At 54.2% G+C, this 23,613-nt stretch carries 26 protein-coding genes; 15 read left to right on the top strand and 11 right to left on the bottom strand.

What is annotated here, in order from left to right:
- Positions 1 to 20 precede the first annotated feature (20 nt).
- The 3 genes from BD01_RS08650 to BD01_RS11445 form a co-directional block, all read right to left on the bottom strand.
- Positions 21 to 788, bottom strand: coding sequence for an MBL fold metallo-hydrolase (locus BD01_RS08650; RefSeq protein ID WP_042692057.1), 768 nt, complete (start codon positions 786 to 788; stop codon positions 21 to 23).
- Positions 785 to 1,630, bottom strand: a complete 846-nt coding sequence (locus BD01_RS08645; RefSeq protein ID WP_042692054.1) for a DMT family transporter — start codon at positions 1,628 to 1,630, stop codon at positions 785 to 787. The genes BD01_RS08650 and BD01_RS08645 overlap by 4 nt, the downstream gene beginning before the upstream one ends.
- 137 nt (positions 1,631 to 1,767) lie before the next feature.
- Positions 1,768 to 1,902, bottom strand: a complete 135-nt coding sequence (locus BD01_RS11445; RefSeq protein WP_281169301.1) for a hypothetical protein — start codon at positions 1,900 to 1,902, stop codon at positions 1,768 to 1,770.
- A gap of 242 nt (positions 1,903 to 2,144) precedes the next feature.
- Here BD01_RS11445 and BD01_RS08640 point away from each other — a divergent pair, with 242 nt between their 5' ends.
- The 3 genes from BD01_RS08640 to BD01_RS08630 all read left to right on the top strand — a co-directional run bounded on the left by BD01_RS08640 (position 2,145) and on the right by BD01_RS08630 (position 3,925).
- Positions 2,145 to 2,354 (top strand): hypothetical protein, encoded by a 210-nt coding sequence (locus BD01_RS08640; RefSeq protein ID WP_245599226.1) that lies wholly within the window; start codon positions 2,145 to 2,147, stop codon positions 2,352 to 2,354.
- Between the two features lie 2 nt (positions 2,355 to 2,356).
- Entirely contained in the window at positions 2,357 to 2,629 is a 273-nt protein-coding gene (locus BD01_RS08635; protein WP_042692049.1) for a type II toxin-antitoxin system RelE family toxin, read from the top strand.
- A 147-nt stretch (positions 2,630 to 2,776) separates the two neighbouring features.
- Positions 2,777 to 3,925 carry a tryptophan--tRNA ligase gene (locus BD01_RS08630; RefSeq protein ID WP_042692046.1) on the top strand — a complete coding sequence of 383 codons (1,149 nt, stop codon included), beginning with the start codon at positions 2,777 to 2,779 and terminating at the stop codon, positions 3,923 to 3,925.
- On the opposite strand, the gene BD01_RS08625 is transcribed toward BD01_RS08630, so the two are convergent.
- Positions 3,922 to 4,887: a hypothetical protein gene (locus BD01_RS08625; RefSeq protein ID WP_245599225.1), complete on the bottom strand. Its 966-nt coding sequence runs from the start codon at positions 4,885 to 4,887 to the stop codon at positions 3,922 to 3,924. The genes BD01_RS08630 and BD01_RS08625 overlap by 4 nt on opposite strands.
- A 92-nt stretch (positions 4,888 to 4,979) precedes the next feature.
- Between BD01_RS08625 and BD01_RS08620 the strand changes: the two genes are divergently transcribed.
- Positions 4,980 to 5,657, top strand: a complete 678-nt coding sequence (locus BD01_RS08620; RefSeq protein ID WP_042692041.1) for a fumarylacetoacetate hydrolase family protein — start codon at positions 4,980 to 4,982, stop codon at positions 5,655 to 5,657.
- Positions 5,658 to 5,659: 2 nt separating this feature from the next.
- Here the strand turns inward: BD01_RS08620 and BD01_RS08615 are convergent, their stop codons facing one another.
- The 4 genes from BD01_RS08615 to BD01_RS08600 form a co-directional block, all read right to left on the bottom strand.
- Entirely contained in the window at positions 5,660 to 6,043 is a 384-nt protein-coding gene (locus BD01_RS08615; RefSeq protein WP_042692039.1) for a hypothetical protein, read from the bottom strand.
- A 383-nt stretch (positions 6,044 to 6,426) separates the two neighbouring features.
- Positions 6,427 to 7,524 carry a tRNA (guanine(6)-N2)-methyltransferase gene (gene trm14 / locus BD01_RS08610; RefSeq protein ID WP_042692036.1) on the bottom strand — a complete coding sequence of 366 codons (1,098 nt, stop codon included), beginning with the start codon at positions 7,522 to 7,524 and terminating at the stop codon, positions 6,427 to 6,429.
- Positions 7,525 to 7,529: 5 nt separating this feature from the next.
- Entirely contained in the window at positions 7,530 to 8,603 is a 1,074-nt protein-coding gene (locus tag BD01_RS08605; protein ID WP_042692033.1) for a GTPase, read from the bottom strand.
- A complete protein-coding gene (locus BD01_RS08600) occupies positions 8,572 to 8,892 on the bottom strand; it encodes a TIGR04076 family protein (RefSeq protein WP_042692031.1) in 321 nt (106 codons plus the stop codon). The genes BD01_RS08605 and BD01_RS08600 overlap by 32 nt, the downstream gene beginning before the upstream one ends.
- A 74-nt stretch (positions 8,893 to 8,966) precedes the next feature.
- On the opposite strand from BD01_RS08600, the gene BD01_RS08595 reads away from it, so the two are divergent.
- From BD01_RS08595 to BD01_RS08575, 5 genes are all read left to right on the top strand, one after another.
- Positions 8,967 to 10,430, top strand: a complete 1,464-nt coding sequence (locus BD01_RS08595) for a DUF515 domain-containing protein (RefSeq protein WP_245599224.1) — start codon at positions 8,967 to 8,969, stop codon at positions 10,428 to 10,430.
- Between the two features lie 115 nt (positions 10,431 to 10,545).
- Positions 10,546 to 11,469 (top strand): hypothetical protein, encoded by a 924-nt coding sequence (locus BD01_RS08590; protein WP_240922659.1) that lies wholly within the window; start codon positions 10,546 to 10,548, stop codon positions 11,467 to 11,469.
- Positions 11,470 to 11,475: 6 nt separating this feature from the next.
- On the top strand, positions 11,476 to 15,099 hold the full coding sequence (locus tag BD01_RS08585) for an ATPase, T2SS/T4P/T4SS family (RefSeq protein WP_042692023.1): 3,624 nt from the start codon (positions 11,476 to 11,478) through the stop codon (positions 15,097 to 15,099).
- A gap of 9 nt (positions 15,100 to 15,108) precedes the next feature.
- Entirely contained in the window at positions 15,109 to 16,161 is a 1,053-nt protein-coding gene (locus tag BD01_RS08580) for a type II secretion system F family protein (protein WP_042692020.1), read from the top strand.
- A 5-nt stretch (positions 16,162 to 16,166) separates the two neighbouring features.
- On the top strand, positions 16,167 to 17,078 hold the full coding sequence (locus BD01_RS08575) for a type II secretion system F family protein (protein WP_042692018.1): 912 nt from the start codon (positions 16,167 to 16,169) through the stop codon (positions 17,076 to 17,078).
- On the opposite strand, the gene BD01_RS08570 is transcribed toward BD01_RS08575, so the two are convergent.
- Positions 17,034 to 17,534 (bottom strand): FKBP-type peptidyl-prolyl cis-trans isomerase, encoded by a 501-nt coding sequence (locus tag BD01_RS08570; protein ID WP_042692016.1) that lies wholly within the window; start codon positions 17,532 to 17,534, stop codon positions 17,034 to 17,036. The two genes, BD01_RS08575 and BD01_RS08570, sit on opposite strands and share 45 nt — an antisense overlap.
- A 125-nt stretch (positions 17,535 to 17,659) precedes the next feature.
- Between BD01_RS08570 and BD01_RS08565 the strand changes: the two genes are divergently transcribed.
- Positions 17,660 to 17,956 (top strand): hypothetical protein, encoded by a 297-nt coding sequence (locus BD01_RS08565; protein ID WP_042692014.1) that lies wholly within the window; start codon positions 17,660 to 17,662, stop codon positions 17,954 to 17,956.
- On the opposite strand, the gene BD01_RS08560 is transcribed toward BD01_RS08565, so the two are convergent.
- Positions 17,957 to 18,448, bottom strand: a complete 492-nt coding sequence (locus BD01_RS08560) for a DUF2118 family protein (RefSeq protein ID WP_042692011.1) — start codon at positions 18,446 to 18,448, stop codon at positions 17,957 to 17,959.
- Between the two features lie 72 nt (positions 18,449 to 18,520).
- Between BD01_RS08560 and BD01_RS11080 the strand changes: the two genes are divergently transcribed.
- Genes BD01_RS11080 through BD01_RS08535 form a run of 5 tightly spaced genes read left to right on the top strand, consistent with a single transcriptional unit; the run spans position 18,521 to position 22,592 of the window.
- Positions 18,521 to 19,501 carry a DUF4129 domain-containing protein gene (locus tag BD01_RS11080; protein ID WP_084606334.1) on the top strand — a complete coding sequence of 327 codons (981 nt, stop codon included), beginning with the start codon at positions 18,521 to 18,523 and terminating at the stop codon, positions 19,499 to 19,501.
- Positions 19,479 to 19,922 carry a hypothetical protein gene (locus tag BD01_RS08550; protein WP_042692009.1) on the top strand — a complete coding sequence of 148 codons (444 nt, stop codon included), beginning with the start codon at positions 19,479 to 19,481 and terminating at the stop codon, positions 19,920 to 19,922. The genes BD01_RS11080 and BD01_RS08550 overlap by 23 nt, the downstream gene beginning before the upstream one ends.
- A complete protein-coding gene (locus BD01_RS08545) occupies positions 19,912 to 20,865 on the top strand; it encodes an AAA family ATPase (protein WP_042692006.1) in 954 nt (317 codons plus the stop codon). The genes BD01_RS08550 and BD01_RS08545 overlap by 11 nt, the downstream gene beginning before the upstream one ends.
- Before the next feature lie 9 nt (positions 20,866 to 20,874).
- The gene (locus BD01_RS08540; RefSeq protein ID WP_084606333.1) at positions 20,875 to 22,167 is read left to right on the top strand and encodes a DUF58 domain-containing protein; all 1,293 of its coding nucleotides are present in this window, start codon (positions 20,875 to 20,877) and stop codon (positions 22,165 to 22,167) included.
- Complete coding sequence (locus BD01_RS08535; protein WP_042691999.1) at positions 22,164 to 22,592, top strand: hypothetical protein; 429 nt, start codon at positions 22,164 to 22,166, stop codon at positions 22,590 to 22,592. Before BD01_RS08540 ends, BD01_RS08535 begins: the two co-directional genes overlap by 4 nt.
- Here the strand turns inward: BD01_RS08535 and BD01_RS08530 are convergent.
- On the bottom strand, positions 22,582 to 23,412 hold the full coding sequence (locus BD01_RS08530; protein ID WP_042691997.1) for a carbohydrate kinase family protein: 831 nt from the start codon (positions 23,410 to 23,412) through the stop codon (positions 22,582 to 22,584). The two genes, BD01_RS08535 and BD01_RS08530, sit on opposite strands and share 11 nt — an antisense overlap.
- Positions 23,413 to 23,613 lie beyond the last annotated feature (201 nt).

Below are 23,613 nucleotides of genomic sequence, written 5' to 3'. Positions count from 1 at the left end.
CCGTTTTCTCTTTTCTCCTGCTAAACCTCAACCCACGTGAAGTCCCTCGCAACCTCGCCCGGAATCCCGGCTTCCCTGACCTTCTTCTCCAGAACTTCATGAGGGTAGTTGCTGTGGCTTATGTGCGCGAAGACGGTGTAGCCTGCCCCGACCTTCTTCGCCAGCTCTATCGCCTCCCTGACCCCGAGGTGCGAGCCGGGAATGGCTTCCCTATGGGTCATCTCGGCTATGAGCAGGTCGGCCCCTTCCATGAGCTTTATTGCTTTTTCGTCCTTCAGAATCTCCGGCCCGGTGTCGCCGGTTATTGCTATCCTCCTCCCCTTCACCTCGATGACGAAGCCCCCGGCAGTTACCGTGTGAGTAACCGGAAAGTGAATTACTCTCATCTTTCCGATTCTCGTCTCCTCCCAGAACTCAAGCTCGTTGTAGGCCCACTCATGCCCCTCCGGGCTTTCCGAGCCGAAGGCCAGCCTCGCTAAGCTTTTCGCAACTTCAAGTGCTTCCCTGTGGGAGTAGAAAGAGATGCGCTTGAAGACCTGAAGTTCTGGTAAGCCGAAAACGTGGTCGAAGTGGCCGTGGGTGATGAGAACCCGCTCCACCTTCCTGTTCAGCCTCTCCAGATGGTAGTGAAGGTCTGGACTCGGGTCGACGAGCGTTTTATCAAAGTAGAGCGAGAACCGCGTTCTCCTTAAGGCTGGATTAATCCTCGCCCGCGAGCAGTTCTCGCAGGTGCAGAGGGGCTTCGGCGTCCCGCTGTATGAACCCGAGCCGAGAATCACGACCTTCATTCCCTCACCCCGCTGTCCTCTCTGCTGATGGCTAACGTTCCGAGGGTTATTAAGGCTAAGCCCGCGAGATGGTAGAGCGTTACCCTTTCACCGAGGAGCACAATCGAGACGAGAACAGTTAAAGCGGGCGCGGGCGTTAAAATGGCCGTCGCCTTCGAGAGGTTAATCCGCGCTATCGCCAAGTACCAGAGGCTCTGGGTGAGCGCTATTATCAGCCCCTCCGCCAGCGCGAGCTTCGTGAAGGCGAAGCCGGTAATAAAGGCTGGAACGAGGAGGAGAAGCCCGCCGAAGGTGTTCCTCAGCGTCGCTATCGTCACCGGGCTGTAATCGTTTCTCTTCGCCACCGCGTGCCCGAGTTGCCAGAAGAGGGGAGTTAGTAGGAGCAGAACGTCGCCCTTCAAAAGTTCAGGTCTCTTTCCCTGCGCGACCACGAGGAAGACGCCCGTGATGAGTGCCAGGGCCGAAACTACCGCCCTTCCGGTTATCCTCTCCCTCAGGAGGAGCCACGAGATGAGGAAGGAGTAGAAGACCTCGAAGCGCGTGAGTATCGCCGAGTTTACAGCAGTGCTCAGCCTCGTTCCGTAGGAGAAGAGAGAATAGGCTATTGCCGTCGCGAAAAGGCCCGTTAGAAAGGCCTTCCTCAGCTCGGCCGGCCTCTCCCGGATTTCTCTCGCCCGACCGCCGAGCAGTATAACCGGCCAGAGGATTAGCGAGGCTACCAGAGCGGACAGCGAGGCGAAGGCAAATGGATTAACTGGATTGGCTTTGATTACAACCGGCTCGAGGCCGAGCAGGACCAGCACGGTGAAGGCTAACAGCGTCCCCTCGGTTTCGCGGTCCATGAGCGAGGTTGGGCGGTTGGGTTTTTATGGGCTTCTCTACCCACCGCGTTCAATCTCTTCGCTTATCTTGTTAAGTTCCCTCTTGCTCATCTAAATGTTCTCTGGTTAGCTCTCGCCCATTGATGCTCAAGCTATTCTTATTTCTCAGCTGTTTCGCTTGTGTTTTCGGTAAAGACCTCATCAAAATCCCTCAGGTCGAAGGCCAGCCCGAGGTTTTCCTTCCCCTCGATTCTCTTTGCGATTAGTCTATAGTGCTTCTCGTAGCCATCCAATCCAACGAGCTCGGCTTTCTTTTCGAGTTGCCCCGGAACTTTCCTCGCCTTTCCCGCCGTTAGGTCGCTCCATTAGAAAGTTTTGGGCGCATCCTTACAGTTGACAAATTCTCTAAGCATGATTATATAAACGAGATTAGAGTTTTTATCTTAAGAGCGTTGGTTTGAGCATTGTGACTCCCTCGGGCTTATGACCTTATATCAAAACCCTTTTAGGCCCTTCTTCGTAGTACAGCACGGTGGTGGGCTTGGAGAAGGTGAGTGAAACAACTGTTGAGCTCGTGCTGACCGAACTTAAGCGCATAAGGCGTGAGCTTCAGAGGCTTGAAGACCTTTTAATGGAAGAGAGCCTTGAACTAAATGAAGATGAACTCAAAGAGCTCCTGAGGGAAGCTAGAGATGAGTCCATTGGATGGGTCAAACTTGAAGACCTACCGAAGCCGGAGGATTGAGAATGAGTTTCTCGGTTGAGGTTCATCCCCGCGTTGCCAAAGCACTCTCAAAGCTGAAGCCAGCCCACTACCAGCGAATTTACGACTTTTTGTCCCTTCTCCAAGAAGAGCCTGTCCCTTCGAGCTTATATGACGTAAAGAAGCTTAAAGGTACGGGAGACCTCTCCGTTTACCGTGTGCGCGTTGGTGATTACCGTCTGATTTACGTTGTTGATTGGCGCACCTCAAGAATTAGGGTTCTCCGCCTTGAGCGGAGGGGCTCGGCTTATAAATGAATTCCCCTCACTTTCCAAAAACTTTAAATTCTCCTCTCCCCTTTCTCTCCCCATGCTCGGTGGTCGTTTTTGGCTTTGGTGAAGTCCTTCTCTTCTGCACCGCCTTAGCCACGAGCTTCGTTTCCACTGGAAATGGAGGTGCTTTGAATGGACGAGTTTAAGGTTACCCCCTGGGACGTTGAAGGTTTAGTTGACTACGACAAGCTGATAGAGCAGTTCGGAACCAGCCCGCTGACTGACGAGCTGCTTGAGAAGACGGCAAGGCTCACGAAGAGCGAACTGCCGATTTACTTCCGCAGGCGCTTCTTCTTCTCCCACAGGGACTACGATAAAATCTTGGCCGACTACGAGAGCGGAAGGGGCTTCTTCCTGTACACCGGCAGGGGCCCGAGCGGGCCGATGCACATTGGCCACATAATCCCATTCTACGCCACCAAGTGGCTCCAGGAGAAGTTCGGCGTCAACCTCTACATACAGATAACCGACGACGAGAAGTTCCTCTTCAAGAACCTCACCCTGGATGAAACCAAGCGCTGGGCCTACGAGAATATTTTAGATATAATCGCGGTCGGCTTCGACCCGGACAGGACCTTCATCTTCCAGGACAGCGAGTTCACGAAGATTTACGAGATGGCCCTTCCGATAGCGAAGAAGATAAACTTCTCGATGGCCAAAGCGGTCTTCGGCTTCAACGAGCAGAGCAAGATTGGAATGATTTTCTACCCGGCCATACAGGCCGCACCGACCTTCTTCGAGAAGAAGCGCTGTTTAATTCCGGCAGCAATTGACCAGGACCCCTACTGGAGGCTCCAGAGGGACTTCGCCGAGAGCCTCGGCTACTACAAGACCGCCGCTTTGCACTCGAAGTTCGTTCCGCCGCTTACCGGCCTCGAGGGCAAGATGAGCGCGTCCAAACCTGAAACCGCCGTCTATCTCACCGACGACCCCGAGGAAGCTGGAAAGAAAATCTGGAAGTTTGCCTTAACGGGCGGTCAGCCGACGCTCAAAGAGCAGAGGGAGAAGGGCGGAAACCCGGAGAAGTGCGTCGTCTTCAAGTGGCTGGAGATTTTCTTCGAGGAGGACGACAAGAAGCTCATGGAGCGCTATCACGCCTGTAAGGCTGGCGAGCTGACCTGTGGAGAGTGCAAGCGCTACCTAATCAAGAAGGTTCAGGAGTTCCTGAAGGAGCACCAGAAGAAGAGGAAGGAGGCCGAGAAGAAGGTGGAGAAGTTCAAATACACCGGCGAGCTGGCGAGGGAGCAGTGGGAAAAGGCGATTCCTGAGCCACTCCGCTAGTTCCAGAACCCCCACTCCTCCTCGAACTCGCTCCTTTCCCTCTTTTCCACGTTCCCTTCTTTCTTCAGCTCAACCTGAAATTCAGCCTTCTCAACGACGTCCCTCGCGAGCGGAACGTCCAGCACCGCCTTGAGCTCAAACGCTCCGTGGCCGAGCACGGCGGTGTCCCTCCAGAGGGCCTTGACGAGCGACATGGGACTTACGGTCTTGTAGTTGGCGAAGACTACAGTTTTCTCCTCGGGGATGGGTGAAAACGTGAAGTCGAAGCTCTGTCCTTCGGCTATCCTCTTCCAGACCTTTCCCGAGCCGACTTCGATTCTCACCTTCCTCGCCTTCGACAGCTCGGCCTGCACGTTTCCTCTTAGCTCCTTTCCTTCTCCCCTGAACGTCACCGTCGCGACGTCGCTCCCCTTACTCAGGGTAAGGCTTCCCGAGCCGGTAACCTCCCCTTCGTCCGTGAAGAAAATCAGGAGGGCGTCCCTGTAGGGTTCGCTGAGGATTCTCACCGCTGGAGCCTCAACTCTACCCGTTCCGTCGCGGAGCACCTGGACTCTGAAGGGCTCGTCCGGAAACTCCACGAACGTGCCAGTTTTCCTCTCCCTGACCTCAAAGCTCCTCCTGACGTTGTAGCTCCTGCTCCGCCCGGTGCTCGTCCAGTAGCCGTCGAGGGTTACTCTGCCCGTCTCGTATTCGAGCTCCTCTGGAAGCGTAACTCCGCTCTCCGACACCTCAGAATTTTCGAAGAGGGCCGAGGCCTTTTTGTTGCCGGTAAAGACGCTCGTTCCCTTCGCGAGGGCGAGGAGTATGAACAGAACCGGCATGACCAAAAAGAGGAGGGCGAACCACGTCGGCGCGAAGCTCAGCATTCCGATGGCAATCCAGATGAAAAAGACAGCAAACACCACAACCGCGAAGACCGCGAGCGTTCCGCTCTCCCTCACGAGGACCTTTTGCAACCCCACCACCGCTCAATCTTTGGCGGTTCCCCTTATTACTTTTGTCCCTCGTATGGCAAGGTTTAATTCGCCTCCCGGGAACTCGGAACGGTGATGGCATGGTCCGGTTGCCTTACATGGACGGCTTCTACGAGTTGCGCCCGAGCAAAATAGTGGCTCTCGCCAAGAACTACGCCGAGCACGCGAGGGAGATGGAGAGCGACGTTCCGGAGAAGCCGGTCTTCTTCCTCAAGCCTCCGAGTGCGCTCATCGGCCCCGGCGAGCCGATAATTCTGCCCAGAATGAGCAAGAGGGTTGACCACGAGGTCGAGTTGGCGGTTATAATCGGGAAGCGCGCGAAGAGAGTTCCCGCTGAGAAAGCCATGGATTACGTCCTCGGCTACACGATACTGCTCGACATTACAGCGAGAGACCTTCAGGCCGAGGCGAGGGAAAAGGGCCTTCCCTGGACGATTGCGAAGGGCTTCGACACGTTCGCGCCAGTCGGCCCGAGGGTCGTGGATAAGCGCGAGCTGAAGATAGACGACCTCGAAATCGGCCTGAAGGTGAACGGCGAACTCAGACAGCTCGGAAGAACCAGCGAGATGGTTTTCAAGGTTCCCGAGCTCATAGAGTACATAAGCTCCGTTATGACACTCGAGCCGGGTGACATAATAGCAACCGGCACTCCCGCAGGAGTCGGTCCGCTGAGGCACGGGGATAAAGTTGAGGCCTGGATTGAGGGCATCGGAAGGGTCGAGTTCGACGTCCTGAGCGAGGACGCGATTCTGTGCTGATTTCACTTTTTATCCACCAGCTTAACGGAAATCCACTGCATCCCATTCTCCTCGTTCTTGATGACAAGGAGATAATCCCCATCCGGAATTCTGACGTCGTTGAGCTCAACAGCTTTAACGTGCTCCCAGGCTCTGTAATAGCTGAAGAGCTCGCCTTTTTTGAGCCTCTTGAAGTCCTCCTTCGTCAGGATGTAGACGCTTACCTCGCCGTCGGCCTTCACGTAGCCGTTCAGCGTCGAGTTCCCGATGAGCCGGTACTCCCGATAATCTTCGAGGTTGGTCTTCCACTGGTAGTTGAAGTTGTAGTAGTTGAAAGAGTAGTATACCACCCCCGCGAGGGTCACCATGAGGACCGCGAGGCCAAAAACGAGTGACCTGACCTTCATCTGACCACCTGAAAAAGTAGGGAAAATCCGCTTAAAAGTTTTGCCGAAATCCTTAAATGGTCTCCCGTCTAATAAGGGCTTCGAAGAGGCCACCATAAGACAACCCTCTCAAAAGAGTTTCACGTTACCCTCCAGCATTGGAGGGTTGACGCCGTAAGGCGTCCTTTCAAGAACTGCCCGTTGTGGCAGTTAAAAACTCTAAGTGGTGGCCTCTAAGTCATAACCCCAATCGGGCTTTGCCCGTAGGGGTAATGGGCCTTAGACCGGGCCCGCGGGCTGAACCGAAAGGGGTAACCCGAGTAGGTGATGGGCCCGCGAACCGAACCGCCCGCTGGCGAGGGGTTAACTCGTTAGAACCCTCGCCCTTCAGGGCGGGGAGGAGGTCAGTCAATCACGTAGGTGTGCACCATCAGCCCGCCGTGGCCTATGAGGCGGTGGTGCTTGATTTCGAAGCCGTTCTCCTCTATTGCCCTCTCTATCGCCTTCTTTTCAGTCGTTATGAAGACCCCGCGCTTTTCAAGGACCTTCGCAAGCTCGCCAAAGAAGTCCATGTAAAGCTTTGGAATGGCGCTTTTGCGGCCGATTTTGAGGCCGTAGGGCAGATTGCTGACCGCGAAGTCCACGCTCTCAACGTGCTCGCTCAGCCTCGTCGCATCGCCGAGGAGGAACTCTATCCCCTCCAAAACCCCCGCAGAGAGGGCGTTCATCTTGGCGCCGTTCAGGTGCTTCCTGAACTTCTCAAGGCCGATTATCCGTCCCTCGTAACCCCTTAGGGCCAGCTCTATCGGAATCGTCCCGCTGCCGCAGAAGGGGTCTATGAAGGGACCGCCGTCCGGTTCTGCCAGCTCAATCAGCGCGTTCGCTATGCTGGCCTTCAGGTGAGCTGGATGGTCGTAAACCCTCCACGGCCTCTTGTGGAGCGAGGAATCGCCGGTAGTGTCAATCCCGAGGAGGAAGACCTCACCAATCAGCTCGGCCCTGAAGATTACCGCCGGGTGGTCGAGGTTAACCTTTGGACTTCCAAAGCGCTCTAAACGCTCGAATATTGCTTTTCCAACGGTTTTCGCGATATCAACGCTCGTAATCTTGTGCTCGCCTTTGCGGAAACTCCTTACCGCGAAGCTCTCGCTGACCTTAACATACCTTTCCACCGGAAGCGAAGCCACGAACTCTTCAATCCTCTTCAAAGCCCTCTCCGGCTCCTCCCCGGTTATCTCCTCGAAGCGCTCGCTCGCTATCTCTACTATAACCCTGTGGAGAAGCCTCGAACGCTCGTTCAGGTAAGTCGAAACGCTCAGCTCCCTCTTCCGCCCCTTCTCGTCGGTGTAAAACGCTTTATCGACCTCTACCAAGACCCTTCCCTCGACGCCGAGGGGCTTTTCCTCCACCCGAAACGGAACTCCAAGGTCGGAGAGGAGCCTCTCAACCTCGGCCCTCGCGAAGTCCTCTATTCCCCGCGATGTCGTCAGGATTAGTCTCATACCCATCACTCCAGTATTGCTATAACTCCCTTCCACTTCTTCCCGAAGCACTCGCTCGCGATGGCGCTCTTCCCGGTGAGCTCTTCGAGGAACTTCAAAGCAGAGTCGCACTTCTTGAAGCCCGTCGCTATGCCGACGGTTATTCCCTCTATCTCCCTTACTCCTGCTCTCTTCTGGTTGTCGAGCTTCTCTCTCAGCTCATCCTCATAGCGCCAGAGGATTCTCCTCGGGTCGAGGAGGAGTTCCCTCTCAACGCCCTCGAGGACATCTTTGAAGTTCCAGATGAAGTCTTGGCTCTTCTCCTCCTCGCTCGCGAACAGCGTGAAGCGACCTGTCTGCCACTCGCGGAGGAGCCATCTCGCAGTTTCTTCCAAGTCAACCTCTCCGCCGGCCTTTATGAGGCCCCTCTTTTCCCCTATCCGCCTGAGGATTTCCTCCTCGCTCTCGAACTCCTCGATGCCGAACTTCTCGGTTATGGCTTCCCTCCTCGTCTCGAGGATTCTGGAGATTAGCTTTAAGGCCGGCCTGACGGGTTCCTCAATCTTATCCGCTGGGAACCCCCCTTTAATGACCAGCTCGTCGAAGTCGTCTATCGGAACGACTCCGGGGCTATCGAGAAGCCAGAGCTTCTTGCTGAGCCTTATCAGCTGCTTCCCCTTGGTGTAGCCAGGTATCGGGGCTGTTCCGACGGCCCTTTTTCCTTTCAGGGTGTTGATTATCGTGCTCTTGCCGACGTTGGGATAGCCTATGAGGGCCACCTTAACTTTCTCCTTCTCGTCCAGGAGGGGCTTTGCGAGCTTTTTGAGCTCCCTCCTCAGGATTCCGGTTCCCTTCCTCTCCCTCGCGGATATGAAGACTACCGGTATCTCGCTCTTCCGCTTGTACTCCTCGGCCCACTCCTTCGGCACCAAATCGGCCTTGTTCATCACTATGAGTAGCGGTTTGCCCTCCTCCTGTACGAGCCTCTCAAGCTTCCTGTTGCGCGTTCCTATCGGGTCTCTCGCATCGACTACCTCGACTATCACGTCGGCCTCGTCTATAACTTCCCTAACGACCTTCCAGGCTTTCCTCTGCTTCATCTTTAACCACCGTTATCTCGAAGATTACAGTTCCTCCGTCGGTGTACGGCGGTCCCGGGTCGAGGCACTGAACGTAGGCTTTCTCTCCCCTTCCGAGGCCTAGCTCGCTCGGTTTAATACCCTTTCGCAGGGCCACTATGTAGGGCAATAGCGACGCGAAGGCGTGGGTGCAAATTGCATCGGTCTCGTCCAGTTTTATCGTTGGGCCTTCTACAACGATTCTGTCACCTTCTTTGAAGACAGGGCACTTTCCTCTCACTTCTTTGACAACTATTTCCAACCGTTCCACGTTCTCACCGAAACTTAAATAAGGATTAATGCTCAAAAACTATTCGAGACCTTAATGGCTTAGCGATAACTATGATGGTGGTGCTCAAAGTGGCAGAGGATATTGAAGCGAAAATACGTCGTCTGAGGGAGCTCGGGAAGGTAACGGCCGAGCCCGAGACTCCCCCGGTTAAACCACCGACGGCTTCGGCGAAGAAGCCACCGCGCAGACCGCGCTCCATCAGTAGCATTCGTGAGAGGGAGAGGCGCAAGAGGATTCTGATTGGTGCGTCAATTTTAATCATAATCATTCTAATTATCTCAATCGGCGTTTATTCCTACATGCAGAGCCGGAGCGCAAACGAGCTGAAGGACCTTCGTACCAAGAAGGTCAACGAGGTCAACTACTACTTCTCACACTACAACTTCTCCAACAAGGACTGTGCCCAGAAAGCCGTTCAGGTCAGAAACCTCGTTCTCCAGAAGATTCAGAGCGCCAACAGCGTCGATGAGCTGAAGGAGATAAACGTTAAGGCCTATTTTGACAAGGCGGTTCAGGTTTATCAGGAGTGCGTCAAAGAGCAGGAAAGGATAGCCTATGAGAAACAGCTTAACCAGACCAAGCAGGCTAAGATTCAGGCCATTGAGGTTGCGTTCCAGCCGCTCCTCTCGATGCCCCTCCCCGACAGTCTCAGGACCAAGGTCGTCTCCGCCATGAAGACCCTTGAGAGCCAGGTCATGAGCGCCAAGACCATTGAGGAGGTTAACTCCATAAACCCCGATTCATACCTTCTCTCGCTCTGGAGGGACTACTACTTCTGGAAGATTGACAACATTCCGGGCAACGATGTTATCCTTGAGAAGGAGGGCACCAAACAGCTCCTATCCAAGGCGGAAGCTAAATCCCTCCTGAGTGCTGTCACGAGCTACACCGAGTTGCTCCAGTACAAGGTTTACAAGGTTCAGTACGTTGAGATTGCCCTCGTTCTGCCCAGGGACAGGATTACCGGTGGCTTCATCCAGCCGGGCGACGCCGTGATGTTCTTCGCTAAGAACGGCACCAAGGGTTCTTACCGCGAGATAGTTAACCAGGGCTACGTTGAACTCGTCCTCCTTCCGACAAACGCCGGTCAGATTTCGGTCAGCGAATCCCAGAGCCAGAGCAGTTCAACCAGCTCCTCCACCTCGACCACCTACAACGAGAACCACGCGTCAACCTACAATCCGGGCGACTTCCAGTACTCCAACGGCACCACCGTCTCGGACACCTACTCCAACTCCCAGAGCGCCAGCCAGAGCTCCTCTGCCAGCTACTCCTACAACGTTAACCTCGCCGAGATACTAAAGGCCATAGCTGCCGGAAAGATACAGGCCAGTGACCAGGCGAAGGAGGCCCTTCAGAGCTACGGATGGAAGGTCATAGACCTCGAACAGTCCTCGGACATGCTGGTGCTCCCGCCCAACACCGAGTTCCTCGTAATCGTTAAGGTTCCGTCAATCTTCGTCCCGGACATACTCCAGAACCAGCAGTACCTCTACGTGGCAAAGGTTTCAACGTGAGGTGGTGTCCATGAGGAGACTCCTTTCACTTCTTTTGCTTTTCACCCTGTTATTCTCGCTTCCCGCATTTTCCCTAGCCCAAGATTACACCCTCCCCGGCACGCTCCCTGGGGGAATGAGTTACAATAACATAGGCCTCCTCGGTGAAATAATGGTTGATTTCAACGTCACCCTCGTTAACACTGCCCCCTATCCCAAGTACGTCCTCGTTAACCCCAGGTATGACTTCAGGGTTCTCCGCGGAAACGGAAGTGAGTACCTCTACAACTACAGAACGGCCACCGGTGAGCTTCAGGGTGCGGTTTCAAGGGAGCTCCTCTCCAAATCCGTCAACTACCTTGTTGGCTTCTGGCTCGCACCCTACGAGACCGTCGTGGTCAATTTCAGGATAACCGAGAACTCCTCCTACCTTGTTCCACTCCTCGATTTCAACTCGCCCTGCGGCGACGCGGGCAGGCTCACCAAGCTCACCTACGAAAACGGCACTCTCGTCAGCGCGGTTCTCGACAACAACGGTGGCCTTGATAGTCTCGTCTGCGGCTCGGTTTATCCCCGGCTCATAAACAGGCCCACTTTCCTGAGCGTTCGCTCGATGTTTCCCATCCTCGACAGAAACGTGAAGGTGCTCAAATACGAGGGTCTCGTTGACTTCAGGATTACCAACGTTCCCAACTTCAACAGCAAGGACAAGCTGTTCCACGTCTTCTTCGCGGTTGCCCAGCCGGTTATATTCCTCGATGGCGAAACCTACGACTACACTCCCAACTACACCATGACCTACCAGGAGTACCTTCAGAGGTTCGTCTGGGGCTACTCCGGCGTTAATGGGCCGGCGAAGAGAGCAGTTAACGTTACAATGCCGGAGAACAACCTCTTTAAACTCACCGACACCCTTATCTCTGGCGTTAGGGTGGGTTCACCAGTTAGTGTTGATAGGAAGCCTTATAACGGCCCTGACTTCCCGGTGTGGGTAGTCTTCATGGGTGACAGGATTGATATAACCTATCGCGTGAGCTGGAATAACAACTCCGGACGGTGAGAGTTCGTGTTCGGTGAGAAAAAGAAAAAGGGGGAGGGGTTCTCCTGGATAGACGAGATACTCTCCGGCAGCGAGGACCCCCTTGAGAAGGTTCTCAAGAAGAAAGAGGAAGAGCCACCCCTCCCGTTTTCATCTTCCGGTGGAAGCCTTGAGGACATACTCGGGGGTGTTTCAAAGGATAAGCCGAAAGAGGGGCCAAAGGAGACCGGTGCTGACCTTTTAAGCTCCATACTCGGGGGAAAGGAAGAGGCTCCAGCACAGAAGCGGGAGCAGTCAACACCCGAAACTGGTGCCGACCTGCTGAGTTCTCTCTTGGGAGGCTCCTCGACTCCCCAGCCGAAACCGAAGCCCAAGCCAGTTGAATCAAAAGTCTCACGTTCACCCCCACTCCCCGCGCCGAAGGGTAGCGAGACCGGTGCCGATTTCCTGAGCGAGATTCTTTCAAAACCTGAACCTACTCCAGCTTCCCCGGCTAGGAGCGTTCCCCAGCCTGCTAGGAAGCCCTCCGCTAATATACAGGACATCCTTGGAGCATCCGCCCCAGAAGAGCCCTCCTTTGCCGGCAGGGGTGAAGTCTTGGATGCATACGGCAACGTCCGTATAATCAAGGTCAAGGGTGAGCCTGTTCCAATCTACGAGGTCCGCTTCCCCAAGCTCAGCAGGGAGGAGCAGCAGCTCTTCAAGCGCATTAAGGAGAGGGCCATCACCGAGATTCAGATAGACCCAACGGCGATACCCAACCCAGAGGAGCGCAGGAAAGTCTTCCTCAACGCGGTAAAGAAGATGATTAAGGAGGAGGCCCCTCACTACTCCGAAGGAAGAATTGAAGTCTTGGCCGACATGATAGTCCAGCAGATGATAGGCTACGGCAAGCTCGACCCGCTCGTCAGGGACGACAACCTTGAGGAAATTATGGTCATAGGAACGGGAAGGCCAGTCTACGTCTGGCACAGGCGCTTCAACATGTGTAAAACCAACATAACGTTTCCCGAGGAGAAGGAGATACTCAACATCATCGAGAGGATAGCGAGGGAAGTCGGCAGAAGGATTGACCAGCAGAGCCCGCTCCTCGACGCCCGTCTTCCGGACGGAAGCCGTGTTAACGCGACGATTCCGCCGATAAGCCTCGACGGTCCGACGATAACCATACGTAAGTTCAAGAAGGACCCGCTCACCATAATCGACCTCATCAAGTACGGAACCATAAACTCAGAGATAGCGGCTTTGTTCTGGGTTTTCGTTGACGGTCTCGGCGTTAAACCGGCCAACGTTCTCGTCGCTGGGGGAACCGGTTCCGGAAAGACGACGATGCTGAACTCCCTTGGAATGTTCATCCCACCGAGCGAGCGCGTTATAAGCATAGAGGATACCGCCGAGCTCCAGCTCCCGGTGGAGCACTGGATAAGGCTTGAGACGAGGCCGCCGAACCTCGAGGGCAAGGGAGAAGTCACCATGGACGACCTCGTCAAGAATACCCTCCGTATGCGTCCCGACAGAATCATCGTCGGTGAGGTTCGTGGTCCCGAGGCAAGGACGATGTTCACAGCCATGAACACGGGCCACAATGGAGCCCTCTACGACTTCTCGGTTATCCAGCTCTCGGACGGCCGCTTCGTCCTCATAGGCGACCTGCTCGAGGAGCTCTTCCAGAAATACTCCGACAGGATTGAAACCTATAAGGATTTGGAGTACGTGGTTCTCGACGAGGAAGACAGGTTTGAGGTTGTGAGCGTTGGCCCAGACCTCAAGGCAGGAAAGCACGTCGTTTCGAGGGTCTGGAGGAGGAAGGTTAGAGAAGGGGAGAAACTCATCCGCGTGAGAACGCGGACGGGCAACGAGGTGATACTCACAAAGACCCATCCGTTCTTCGTGTTCTCCGACGGCGACGTGGTGAGAAAGGAAGCGGAGAAGCTCAAGCCCGGTGACAGAGTGGCAGTGATGAGGAAGCCCCCAAGGCCGCCGCAGAGGAGAGCAATCATCAACCCCGAGGTTTACGCGGGGATAAGCGACTACTACCTAGTCCCCAACGGAAACGGCCTCGTAAAGGTTCCGAACGATGGCATTCCTCCCGAGATGGCGCAGTATCTACTCTCAATCAACTCGAAGCCCGTGAAGCTCGTCCGCGAGGTGAACGAGAGCCTTTCCTACGCCGTTGGAGTCCTCCTTGGAGACGGTTACATATCCTCGGACGGCTACTACATTTCGGCCACCTTCGACGATGAATCCTACATGAAAGCCTTCACCTCTGCCATCTCGGAGTTCCTTCCCGAGAGCGAGCCGCAGGTAAAGCGTGAACCCGCTTACACGGTGGTAACCTACGGCTCAAGGCCCTTCGCCGAGTTCCTCCACAGGGCCTTTGGAATACCCAAAGGGCGCAAGGAGAGCCTCGACGTTCCGGATTTGGTTCTCTCGAACGACGACCTGCTGAGGCACTTCATAGCGGGTCTCTTCGATGCCGATGCATACATAGACGAGAACGGCCCGGCGGTTGTCCTGACAACAAGGAGCGAGAACCTCGCGAGAAAGGTCTGGTACGCCCTCCAGAGGCTTGGAATAATAAGCACCGTCTCCCGCGTGAGGAACAGGGGCTACAAGGAGGGCGTAATATTCAGGGTCACGGTCAGGGGAGTTGAAGACCTGACTAGATTCCACCGCTCAATACCGCTCAGGCACTCAAGGAAGAGGGGGAAGCTTGAGGAGCTCATCAGAAAGTACCGCTCCCACCGCGGAAAGAGAACCGACCGCGTTCCGATTTCGCCGGCGATGCTCGAACCCCTCAGGAGAAGGCTTAACCTCACGGTTTCGGAGCTTTCGAAGCTCGCCTCAAGCTATGCCGGCGAGAAGGTCTCGGAGAGCCTCATAAGGCACGTTGAGAAGGGAAGGATGAAGGAAATCAGGCGCTCCGCGCTCAGGGGCATAGCACTCGCCCTCCAGCAGGTTGCGAGCGACCTGGGGGATGAAGAGACCTGGGTTCAGGCGAAGAGGCTTGAGCTCATCGCCGACGGCGACGTCTACTGGGACGAGGTTGTGAGCGTTGAAGAAGTCGAGCCCAAGGAGCTGGGCATAGAGTACCTCTACGACCTGACTGTTGAAGAGGACCACAACTACGTCGCCAACGGAATCCTTGTGTCGAACTGTATGGGAACAATCCACGCAAACAGCGCCCGTGAGACGATAGTCAGGCTGGAGAGTCCGCCGATGAACGTCCCGAGGATTATGATTCCTGCCCTTGATATAATCATCATGCAGGTCCGCTTCCACAGCAGGAAGAAGGGAACCATAAGGCGCGTTACGGAGATAGCGGAGGTTTCGGGAATAGAGGGTGAGAGCATACAGCTCAACAAGCTCTACAAATACGACCCGGCCAAGGATGAACTCGTTCCTACAGGAGTTCCGAGCAGAACCCTTAACACCCTTGCCCACCATACAGGAATGAGCATGAAGGAGATAGAGCTTGAGATTGAGAAGCGCAAGATAATCCTTGAATGGATGATTGAGAACGGCATCAGAAGCATAGACAAAGTCGGCTACTACATCAGGCAGTTCTACATTGATGAGGAAGGTCTGATGAAGAAGATAGCCTCTGAGAGTAGCATTGAAACCAGCAAGCAGATTCAACGGATGATGTGAGGTGTTACCATGGGGCTCATAGAATTCCTTGAGAGGTTGGGTGGCAAGACGATAGAAATTACCGAGAAGCCCCTCCGTCGCGTTCCCCAGGGCAGGTCAATCCAGGAAAGACTTCGTGCCCTCAAGGAGCTCCAGAAGGAGATAGAGCAGGAAAAGATGCAGAGCGAACAGGAACGTCTGGTTGAAGAACTCATAGAGTGGCGTAAGGAGGAGATAAGCAAGCCCTTCTCCGAGAGACTCGCCGAGACGATACTCAAGTACTTCAGGGGCCCCGTTGAGTCCCTCACGAACTCCATCAAGGGCCTCGACCAGGACCTGTACAGAGCGAGCATCTTCATGCCCAAGGAGAAGTACGTAGCCTACATGCTCGGTGTTGCCATGATATCCGGGTTCTTTGGCTTCGTGTTCGCGTACCTCCTCTACATGCCCATAGACACTTCAATACTCATAGGGCTCCTCGGATTCCTAGGCGGGTTCTTTTACATGAGGCAGTACCCCAAGATGGTGTGGAAGAAGCGCGTAACCGAAGTTGAGAGGACGATGCCCTACGCTCTGAGGCACATGGCGTCCCTCCTCAGCGCCGGTGTTGGTATAGCGGAGGCGATACTGTCGGTTGCGAAGGCGGATTACGGGGTTCTCTCTGAGGAGTTTGAGCTAATCCTAAGGGACATGAGGACAGGTTCCTCCTTCGAAGATGCCCTCACCAAGTTCGAGGAGAAAATGGCCTCGGAGAACATAAGCAGGGTCGTCAAGCAGATTTTGAGGGCCGTCAAGTTCGGTGGAAACCTTGCGGAGATACTCTACAAGCTCGCCGAGGACTTCTCGTTCGAGTACAGGATGAAGCTCGTTGAGTACGTTCAGAAGGTCAACGGTATAGCGTTCATCTACATGTTCATGACCATCGTCATGCCGACGATGTTCGTCGTGGGTGTCCTTGCGGGTTCAGTTATGGCCCAGCAACTGATATTTGACATTCAGACCCTCGCGATTATCCTAATCCTAGCCTTCCCGGCGATGTCCCTGATTATCATCAACATGATTAAGAAGGCTGAACCGAGGTGAGAGTGTTGGCCAGTAAGGGAATTTCATCGCTCCTCGTTGCGCTGGTTGAGAAAATAATCCCCGAGAAACACCTCAAGCGCTATGAACTCTACATTTATTCAGCCGGTATAAACTTCCTCGCGGCGGAATACCTAGTGGTCTCCTTCCTTATAGGCGTTATCGCTGGGCTCCTCGTTTCCCTCTTGAGCAACGGGCTCTACGGTCTCGTTGCTTTCGTTGGTGGCTTCCTCGGCATGGCGTTCGTCTATCCTTACTGGAGGATATCCAAAAGAATCGAGGACATGGAGAAAAACCTGCCAGATGCGTTCTTCTATCTGGCCAGTTCCCTGAGGGCGGGTATATCCTTCTCCGAGGCGCTGGAAGAGCTGACTACCGCCAAGTTCGGCGCCCTCACCGAGGAGTTCAAGAAGACAGTCGCGGAGATAAAGAAGGGTCGCTCCACCATTGATGCCCTCAGGGCCTTTGCCATAAGGAACAGGAAGTCCCAGGTTATCTACCGCTCGATGATGATTATTATAGAGGCCCTCGAAAGGGGAGCGCCGATGAGTGACGTTCTGGTGTTCGTTGGAAACGACGTGCGTGAAATCCTCAGGATAAAGCAGGAGAGAAAAGCCTCGACTGGAATGCAGGCGATGTTCTTCATAGTGACGAGTGGTTTCGTGGGCCCGATGATTCTCGGTATCGTTACAAAGGTCATGGCCTCAATGAGCGGTCCGGGAACCGGAGTTAACCTGCCCGTTGACTCAATGACGAACATACTGTTCATCTTTGTGATAATCCAGGCCCTGGTCTCTGGACTTGGAATAGGGGTAATAAGAGAAGGGAGCTACAACGCCGGTCTCAAGTACGCGGCGTTGCTTGTCGCAATGGGTTCAGTTATCTTCAAGGGTGCTTCCCTTATCAACATCGGCTTCTGACTTCTTTACCTCTATTACCTCGACCTCGAAAATCAGCGTTTTTCCTGCCAGGGGGTGGTTGAAGTCAAGGGAAACCATGTTTTCCTCAACCTTCAGAATCTTAGCTATCCCCGAGTCGGTCATGACGTAGAGTCCTTCCTGTGGCTCAAGGCCCGCCCTCGTGAACTCCTCGACCGGAACCTTGATGATTAGCTCCGGGTTTGGCATGCCGTAGGCTTTCTCCGGAGGAACCATGACGGTCTTTTTCTCCCCCGGTTCCATGCCGATTATGGCCTCGTCGAGGCCCGGGATAATCTCACCAACGCCAATCCTGGCCCACATCGGGCCGTACTCCCTGTCCTCAACGTAAACACCGTGTTTCCTAGCGAGCTCCTCTATGCTCGTGTCGAAAACTTCACCGTTCTCAAACCTTCCAACGTAGTTGAACAGAACGTAATCGCCAGCTTCAACCTTCATTTCCTTCAACTCCAAAAATTGCTTCACTGGGACTTACTTCGACCCCTTATAACCCTTTTGGTTCATGGCTTTCCCGTGCGGTAAGTATATAAGGCCCTTTGCCTAATGTTATAATGGTGATTGATATGGGATACCTTTCTGACGTCCTTCGGGACGAGTATGGTAACCTTGAGGTTCGTGAGGTCTACTCTTCGAAGCTCGGGGAAACGGACGTTGAGATAGTTGAAGTGAGCTCTGGCGGTGAGAAGTTCATCGCGATGTTCCAGAGCATTCCGGTTAAGGACGAAATATACAAATGGTCCCTAATCATAACGAGCGCCCACAACACGCGCACGATAAAAGGAATGGACAAGCTTGATGCCATAAACCTCGCGCTGAAGTCGAGCATCGATGCGATGATAAAGGGAATGAAGGGCGAGTGATTACTCCTCGGGGAGGATGTAGTAGACGTAGTGGGGTCTGTTCGTTATCTCGTCAATGAACACTACGGTCCCGTTCCTCGGCGGTTTCAGGTAGTGGACTTCCCCCTTTCTCGTCGTTACCGCAGCGAAGGCGTCTCCAGTTCTCACCCTGTTTCCAACGTTCGCTATCAGCGTTTTGGTGAAGCCCTCAACGGGGAGAAGCATCAGCTCGTCGCCCTTTTTGAGGTAAATCCTCGTCCTGCCGTCTGGGAGAACGAGAACCGCGTCGGCGCTCATCCTGTTGGTGGTTCTGTCCACGTAGAGGTAAAAGCGGTCGTAGACCTCTTTGATTAGGAACTTCGCTTTCTCCCCTATGAAATCCGGAACTGCGTCTCCTTTTTTAAGCCACACCTCGACGTTGCCGTCTATTATTACGCACTCCCTCGCCGCTCTTCCGTTCTCAACGCACTCTTCCCTCTTGCCTTCAACGTAGAGCTTCGGAACCCTCTCCATGCTCTCACCTGAATTTTTACTAATTCGTAAACCTTTTAAACCTCTCCCCGTTACCATTCCCAGTGGCTCAAAATGTCCACTAAAGTCAAGTTCGTTGCGTTGCTGACAATAACGGTAATCTTGATGTCCCTCCTGATGGACAGCTATTCCTTTTCGGCGCCGCATAAGAAAAACCCTGAAGCGGCCGATTTTCTGACGTTTGTTATATTCTTTGGAGTTTTCGTCGGGCTTTTGATTCTCGTAGTGTTTGCGCTCTACATGAGGGATTTGCCCGGAGCTGGAAGGAGATGGACGAGGGAAAAGGGAGGTTCACCGATAGCAGCTGCCATTGCATCCACCGTGGTAAGTATTCTCTTGATGCTGATGTTCGGGGCAATGTCCTATTGGAGTCATAAATCGAGTGAATTGACTTTGAGATGCTTTCCAAACGTTACGAACGTTACGAATGCTAACGCTACGAACGCTACCGCTGCCAATGCTACGCTTTTCTTTAACGCTTCTGCCAACAACGCTTCCACCAACGTAACCTCCAACCTCACAAACTGTACCGTTGTTCCCGACGTTGGTCCCCTCATCGGTGGAAACAGCACTCAAGCCACGAAGTTCCTCAATCATCCAGTGGCAACTCACCTTTGGCTGGTCTTTCTCCTTCCGATTCTCCTCGGGCTCGTTTACCTTGCTTACTACTACATAAAGCTGGCCAGGGAGAAAGTTGAGAGAAAGAGAAAAATCGAGAAGGCCGTTGAATTCGATAAGACCCTGGATGAGCTAGGCCTTGAAAGGTTCTCAGACCCGCGGGAGGCAATTGTTGAGATTTACAAGAACGCCGTGCTGTGGCTAGAGGGCCTTGGCATACCCTACAGGGAGAGCTGGACTCACTGGGAGCACGCCGAGCACGTCGAATACATGCACAATGCCTTTGTTGAACTCACAAAGCTCTTCGAGAAGGCGAAGTACGCCCCGGAGAGGCTGAGCTGGAGCGACGCTGAGAGGGCCCTTGAAGTTTACAACAAACTGAGGGGGAAGGCCCGTGAGCTTGCGGAAGTTGATTGAGAGCTTTAGGGGAAGAATGCTCCTTGCGGGCTTGCTGGTTTTCCTGTCCATAGTCCCCGGCGAGTACTACGTTCGCTGGATTGCGGCATTTACCCTGGCCGTAATCCTCGGCATAATCTTGATTGAGAAGGACGTCAAGATTCCGTATTCCCCGAGAAAGGAGGAATCCTATACCCGTCCGCTTAAACCTGACTTTGAGAGGGCCCTCACGATTGTGAGCAGAGCCAAGGCAGGGAAACGAAACCTGGCCGAGGAGGAGCTTCTTGAGATACTTTACACCCTTTATGATGGGGAGTTCAACTATCAGGAGCTCCGCTCCAACCCGCCTCCCGCTTTAAAGGCGTTCTACTCATCCCCCAACCCCTACGAGGGCCTTAAAAGGGCCATAAAAATTCTGGAGGCTGAGCTGAATGAAGATTGAGGAGGTTCACGAAAAGTCCAACCTCGTCCTTAAAGAGGTTGGAAAGGCCATAGTGGGAAAGGAAAACGTGCTGAAGATGATACTCACGACGATTTTGGCCGATGGTCACATCCTGCTTGAGGACCTCCCGGGACTGGCGAAAACCCTGATGGCGAAGAGCTTTGCAAGTGCTCTCGGCCTGCAGTTCAAGCGCGTCCAGTTCACCTCTGACCTCCTCCCAAGCGACATACTCGGCGTTTCTGTCTTCAACCAGAAGACCCTTGAGTTCGAGTTCAGGAAGGGGCCAATCTTTACGAACATCCTCCTCGCGGACGAGATAAACCGTGCCCCGCCGAAGACGCAGAGCGCGCTGCTCGAGGCGATGCAGGAGCGGCAGGTAACGATAGAGGGCAACACCTACGAGCTTCCAAAGCCCTTCATCGTCATAGCGACGCAGAACCCCATAGAGCAGGAGGGAACATACCCTCTCCCAGAGGCCCAGCTTGACCGTTTCCTCGTCCGCCTCCGGGTCGGCTACCCAACGAAGGAGGAAGAGAAGGAAATCCTCAAGAGGAGAATGGAGCGCAAGAAGGAGGACGTGGACATAACGCCGGTTGTGACACCTGAGGAAGTCCTTGAGATGCAGAGGGCCATCGAGGACGTCTACATCAGCGAGCCTATACTCGATTACATAGTCAACGTCGTCGAGATGACGAGGCGGGACAAGAGGAGCATCGAGATTGGAGCCTCTCCTAGGGGTAGCCTGGCCTTAATGAAGCTCTCCAGAGCCTACGCGGCAATAGAGGGCAGGGATTACGTGATTCCCGACGACGTGAAGGCCGTTGCCGTTCCCGCTTTGAGCCACAGGCTAATCCTCAAGCGCGAGCTCTGGTACACCAAAGTCTCCCAGGAAAGCGTTATGGAAAAGCTCCTCGAGAAGGTTCCGGTTCCCAAGTTTGAGTGAGGGGTGAGCATGCTAGGCTTCGGGGGATTCCCGTATCGGCCCTCTGTGGTTCCTCTTGAGGAGGATGAAGAGGAGCTTGAAGTTTCCCCAACTTCAAAGCTCGCCCTCTACCTCATTGCCCTGTGGGTTGTTCCAATCTTTTCGTTCCTTCTTCTCCGCTGGAGCCTCGTTTATCTCGTGCTCCCCTACCTTACGCTCCTCTCGGTTTCCTACCTGTTCTTCAAGCCGACGGGAAGCGTTGAAATCTGGCGCGTGGTTCATCACAACCGCTTCCTTGAGGGCCAAGAGGTTGAGATTGAGGTTCACGTGAAAACCGACTTCAGGATTGACTACTTTTACGTCCGCGACCTCGTGCCCGACCTTGAGGTGATTGGAAAGCCCGAGAAGGTGTTCTCTCTAAAGCCGGGAGAGGAGGGAGTTCTCAAGTACAAGGTCAGGATGAGGCGTGGGATTCACCGCTTCGAGGGCTTTCGCGTGTCCTACCGCGACCCCTTTGGCTTCTTCTCCTCCGACAGGTTCGTTGACCACTTCACTGAGATAGTTGGAGTTCCAATCCTTTACGATGTTCAGACGCCCTACTCCACCAAGGGAACTAAAATAACGATAGGTCCGCTCCCGTCTCCCCTCATCGGAGGCGGCCTCGAGTTCCACGCGATTAGGGAGTACCAGCCCGGCGACCCGCTCAAGGTCATCAACTGGAAGGCCACAGCGAGAACAGGTAAGATAATGGCCAACGAGTTCGAGAGCGAGAGAAAGGTTGACGTCGTCTTCGTCGTTGACGGCTCAAGGCTGAACGAACCGGTCTTTGACTATCTAATCCGGGCGGCGGCTTCCCTCATGCTCAACGCGCTGAACGACGGCACGAGCTTTGGACTTCTCCTGGCCGAGAGAATTCCCCTGTGGGTTCGCGTTGACTACGGCAAGAGGCACTTCTTCAAGTGCATTGACTTCCTGAGCACTGCGAGGCCCGATAACAACAACTTCATCGCCTACCAGGTTGAGCACCTCGTAAAGACGTCCCTTCCACCGAGGGCCCAGATAATTTACTTCTCGCCCCTTCTGACGGAGGAGAGCAGGAATGCGCTGAAGATTCTCGCCCGCTATGGCTACAACGTTGTCGTGATAAGTCCAAACCCCAACAGTCTCTACGAACCAAAAACGGAGGAAGAAAAGCTCGCGATGGAGCTCGTCCAGCTCAAGAGGAAGGCTGTGCTTAAAAATCTCGCCGGCTACGGCGTTATAATAGACTGGGACGTTAGGAAACCGCTCAAAGCCGCAATCGCGGAGGTGCTCGGCAAATGATTAGGAAGCTTCTCCCCGCGGGGTTGTTTTCCCTCTTCGCGTTCTTCGTTTACATGGATTTTGGCCCAAGTATTGAGCTCATCCTCGTGTTGCCCCTGGCCCTAGTGGCTCCTCTATGGGAGCCAGCCGGGTATCTTTCCCTCACATTTCTGGGGTTTTTGCTGGTTTATCGCTCGATAGGGGGCTTTGTGGGCATTTTTACGCTAATATTCGCCATCCAGTACGTGGAATCCATCTACCTCGCCAAGAGAAGCGCTCCGGCAGAGCACTACTACGTTCTCTTCGCTGGAACCCTGCTTGCCGTTCCGATTTACTACTTCGCCTACCTGCTGTCCCTCTACACTCCAAGCTTCGTCAACACTGCCCTTGCCGCCATCTTCGTAGTCCTTCTATACGTTCTCTTCTACCTCTTGGTCAGACGCTGATGCTCCAGCTTCCCCTCTTCTTCAAAACCTCCCGCGCCCGCTCAAGGCCAAGCTTCGCGCACTTCTCAAGCGCTTTCCCCTTCACGAGCCCGGCCAGAAAGCCACCCGCGAAGGCATCGCCGGCACCGGTGGGGTCTATCTCCCCTTCAACCGGAAGCGCCGGAAACTCGTGGAAGTCTCCGTCGTAAATCAGGACTCCTTTCTCTCCCCTTGTTATCACAACAAGCTTCGCCCCCCAGGAGTACAGCTCCTCGGCGGATTTCTTCACGTCATCGAGGCCGGTGATTAGCTTCGCCTCCCTCTCGTTTGGAAAAACTGCGTAACTCATAGATACGAGCTCCCTCACGAGGTCGGGCTTTCTCCGGTAGTCCTCGTAGTATGTCGGGTTGAAGTCGAGGCTCACATTCTTCCCTTCCAGCCTCTCAAGGACCTTCAACTGCTCCTCGGGCGGAATCGGGGCCACGTGAAAGATTTTTGCCTTAAGGTAGTCCCCAGGAATCGGCGTCTCACCCATTCTCTCCGCAACGCCCATCTCGACCGGCGACTCGACGCTTCCGTCGGGTTTGTAGATAACCCAGATGTGAATGGTCTTTCCGGGCAGGATTTGAACTCCCCTGATGTCAACGTATTGAGCCAGTTTTTCAAGCCACCCCCGCGGAAAATCCTCGCCGACTTTCGTGACGAGACCAACTTTAGCGCCGGCCAGAGAGGCTGATGTAGCAACGGCCGCCGCGGCCCCGCCGGGCATCTCGATTTTCCTTCCGTCCGGGAAGACTATCGTGTCTATCGAAACGTGACCGAGGACGACGAGCTCGACCATTCTATCACCCCTGACCTGATTGGAGTCGTTACGTTGTCTTGGGTTTTAAGCCAAACGGTGGAGTTGGATGAGTGGTAAGCGGTTACTACCCAATTAAATGGACAAAATATAAAACGTATTGAGTTGTCTATTGGGATTTAGTGTAACCAAAAGCTTTTTAGGAGCTTTGATTATTTTGTCAATGGCTTGTGTGAAATCCGA

Source organism: Thermococcus nautili (assembly GCF_000585495.1).
Taxonomy (GTDB): domain Archaea; phylum Methanobacteriota_B; class Thermococci; order Thermococcales; family Thermococcaceae; genus Thermococcus; species Thermococcus nautili.
This window is presented reverse-complemented; position numbering and strand designations above follow the sequence as displayed.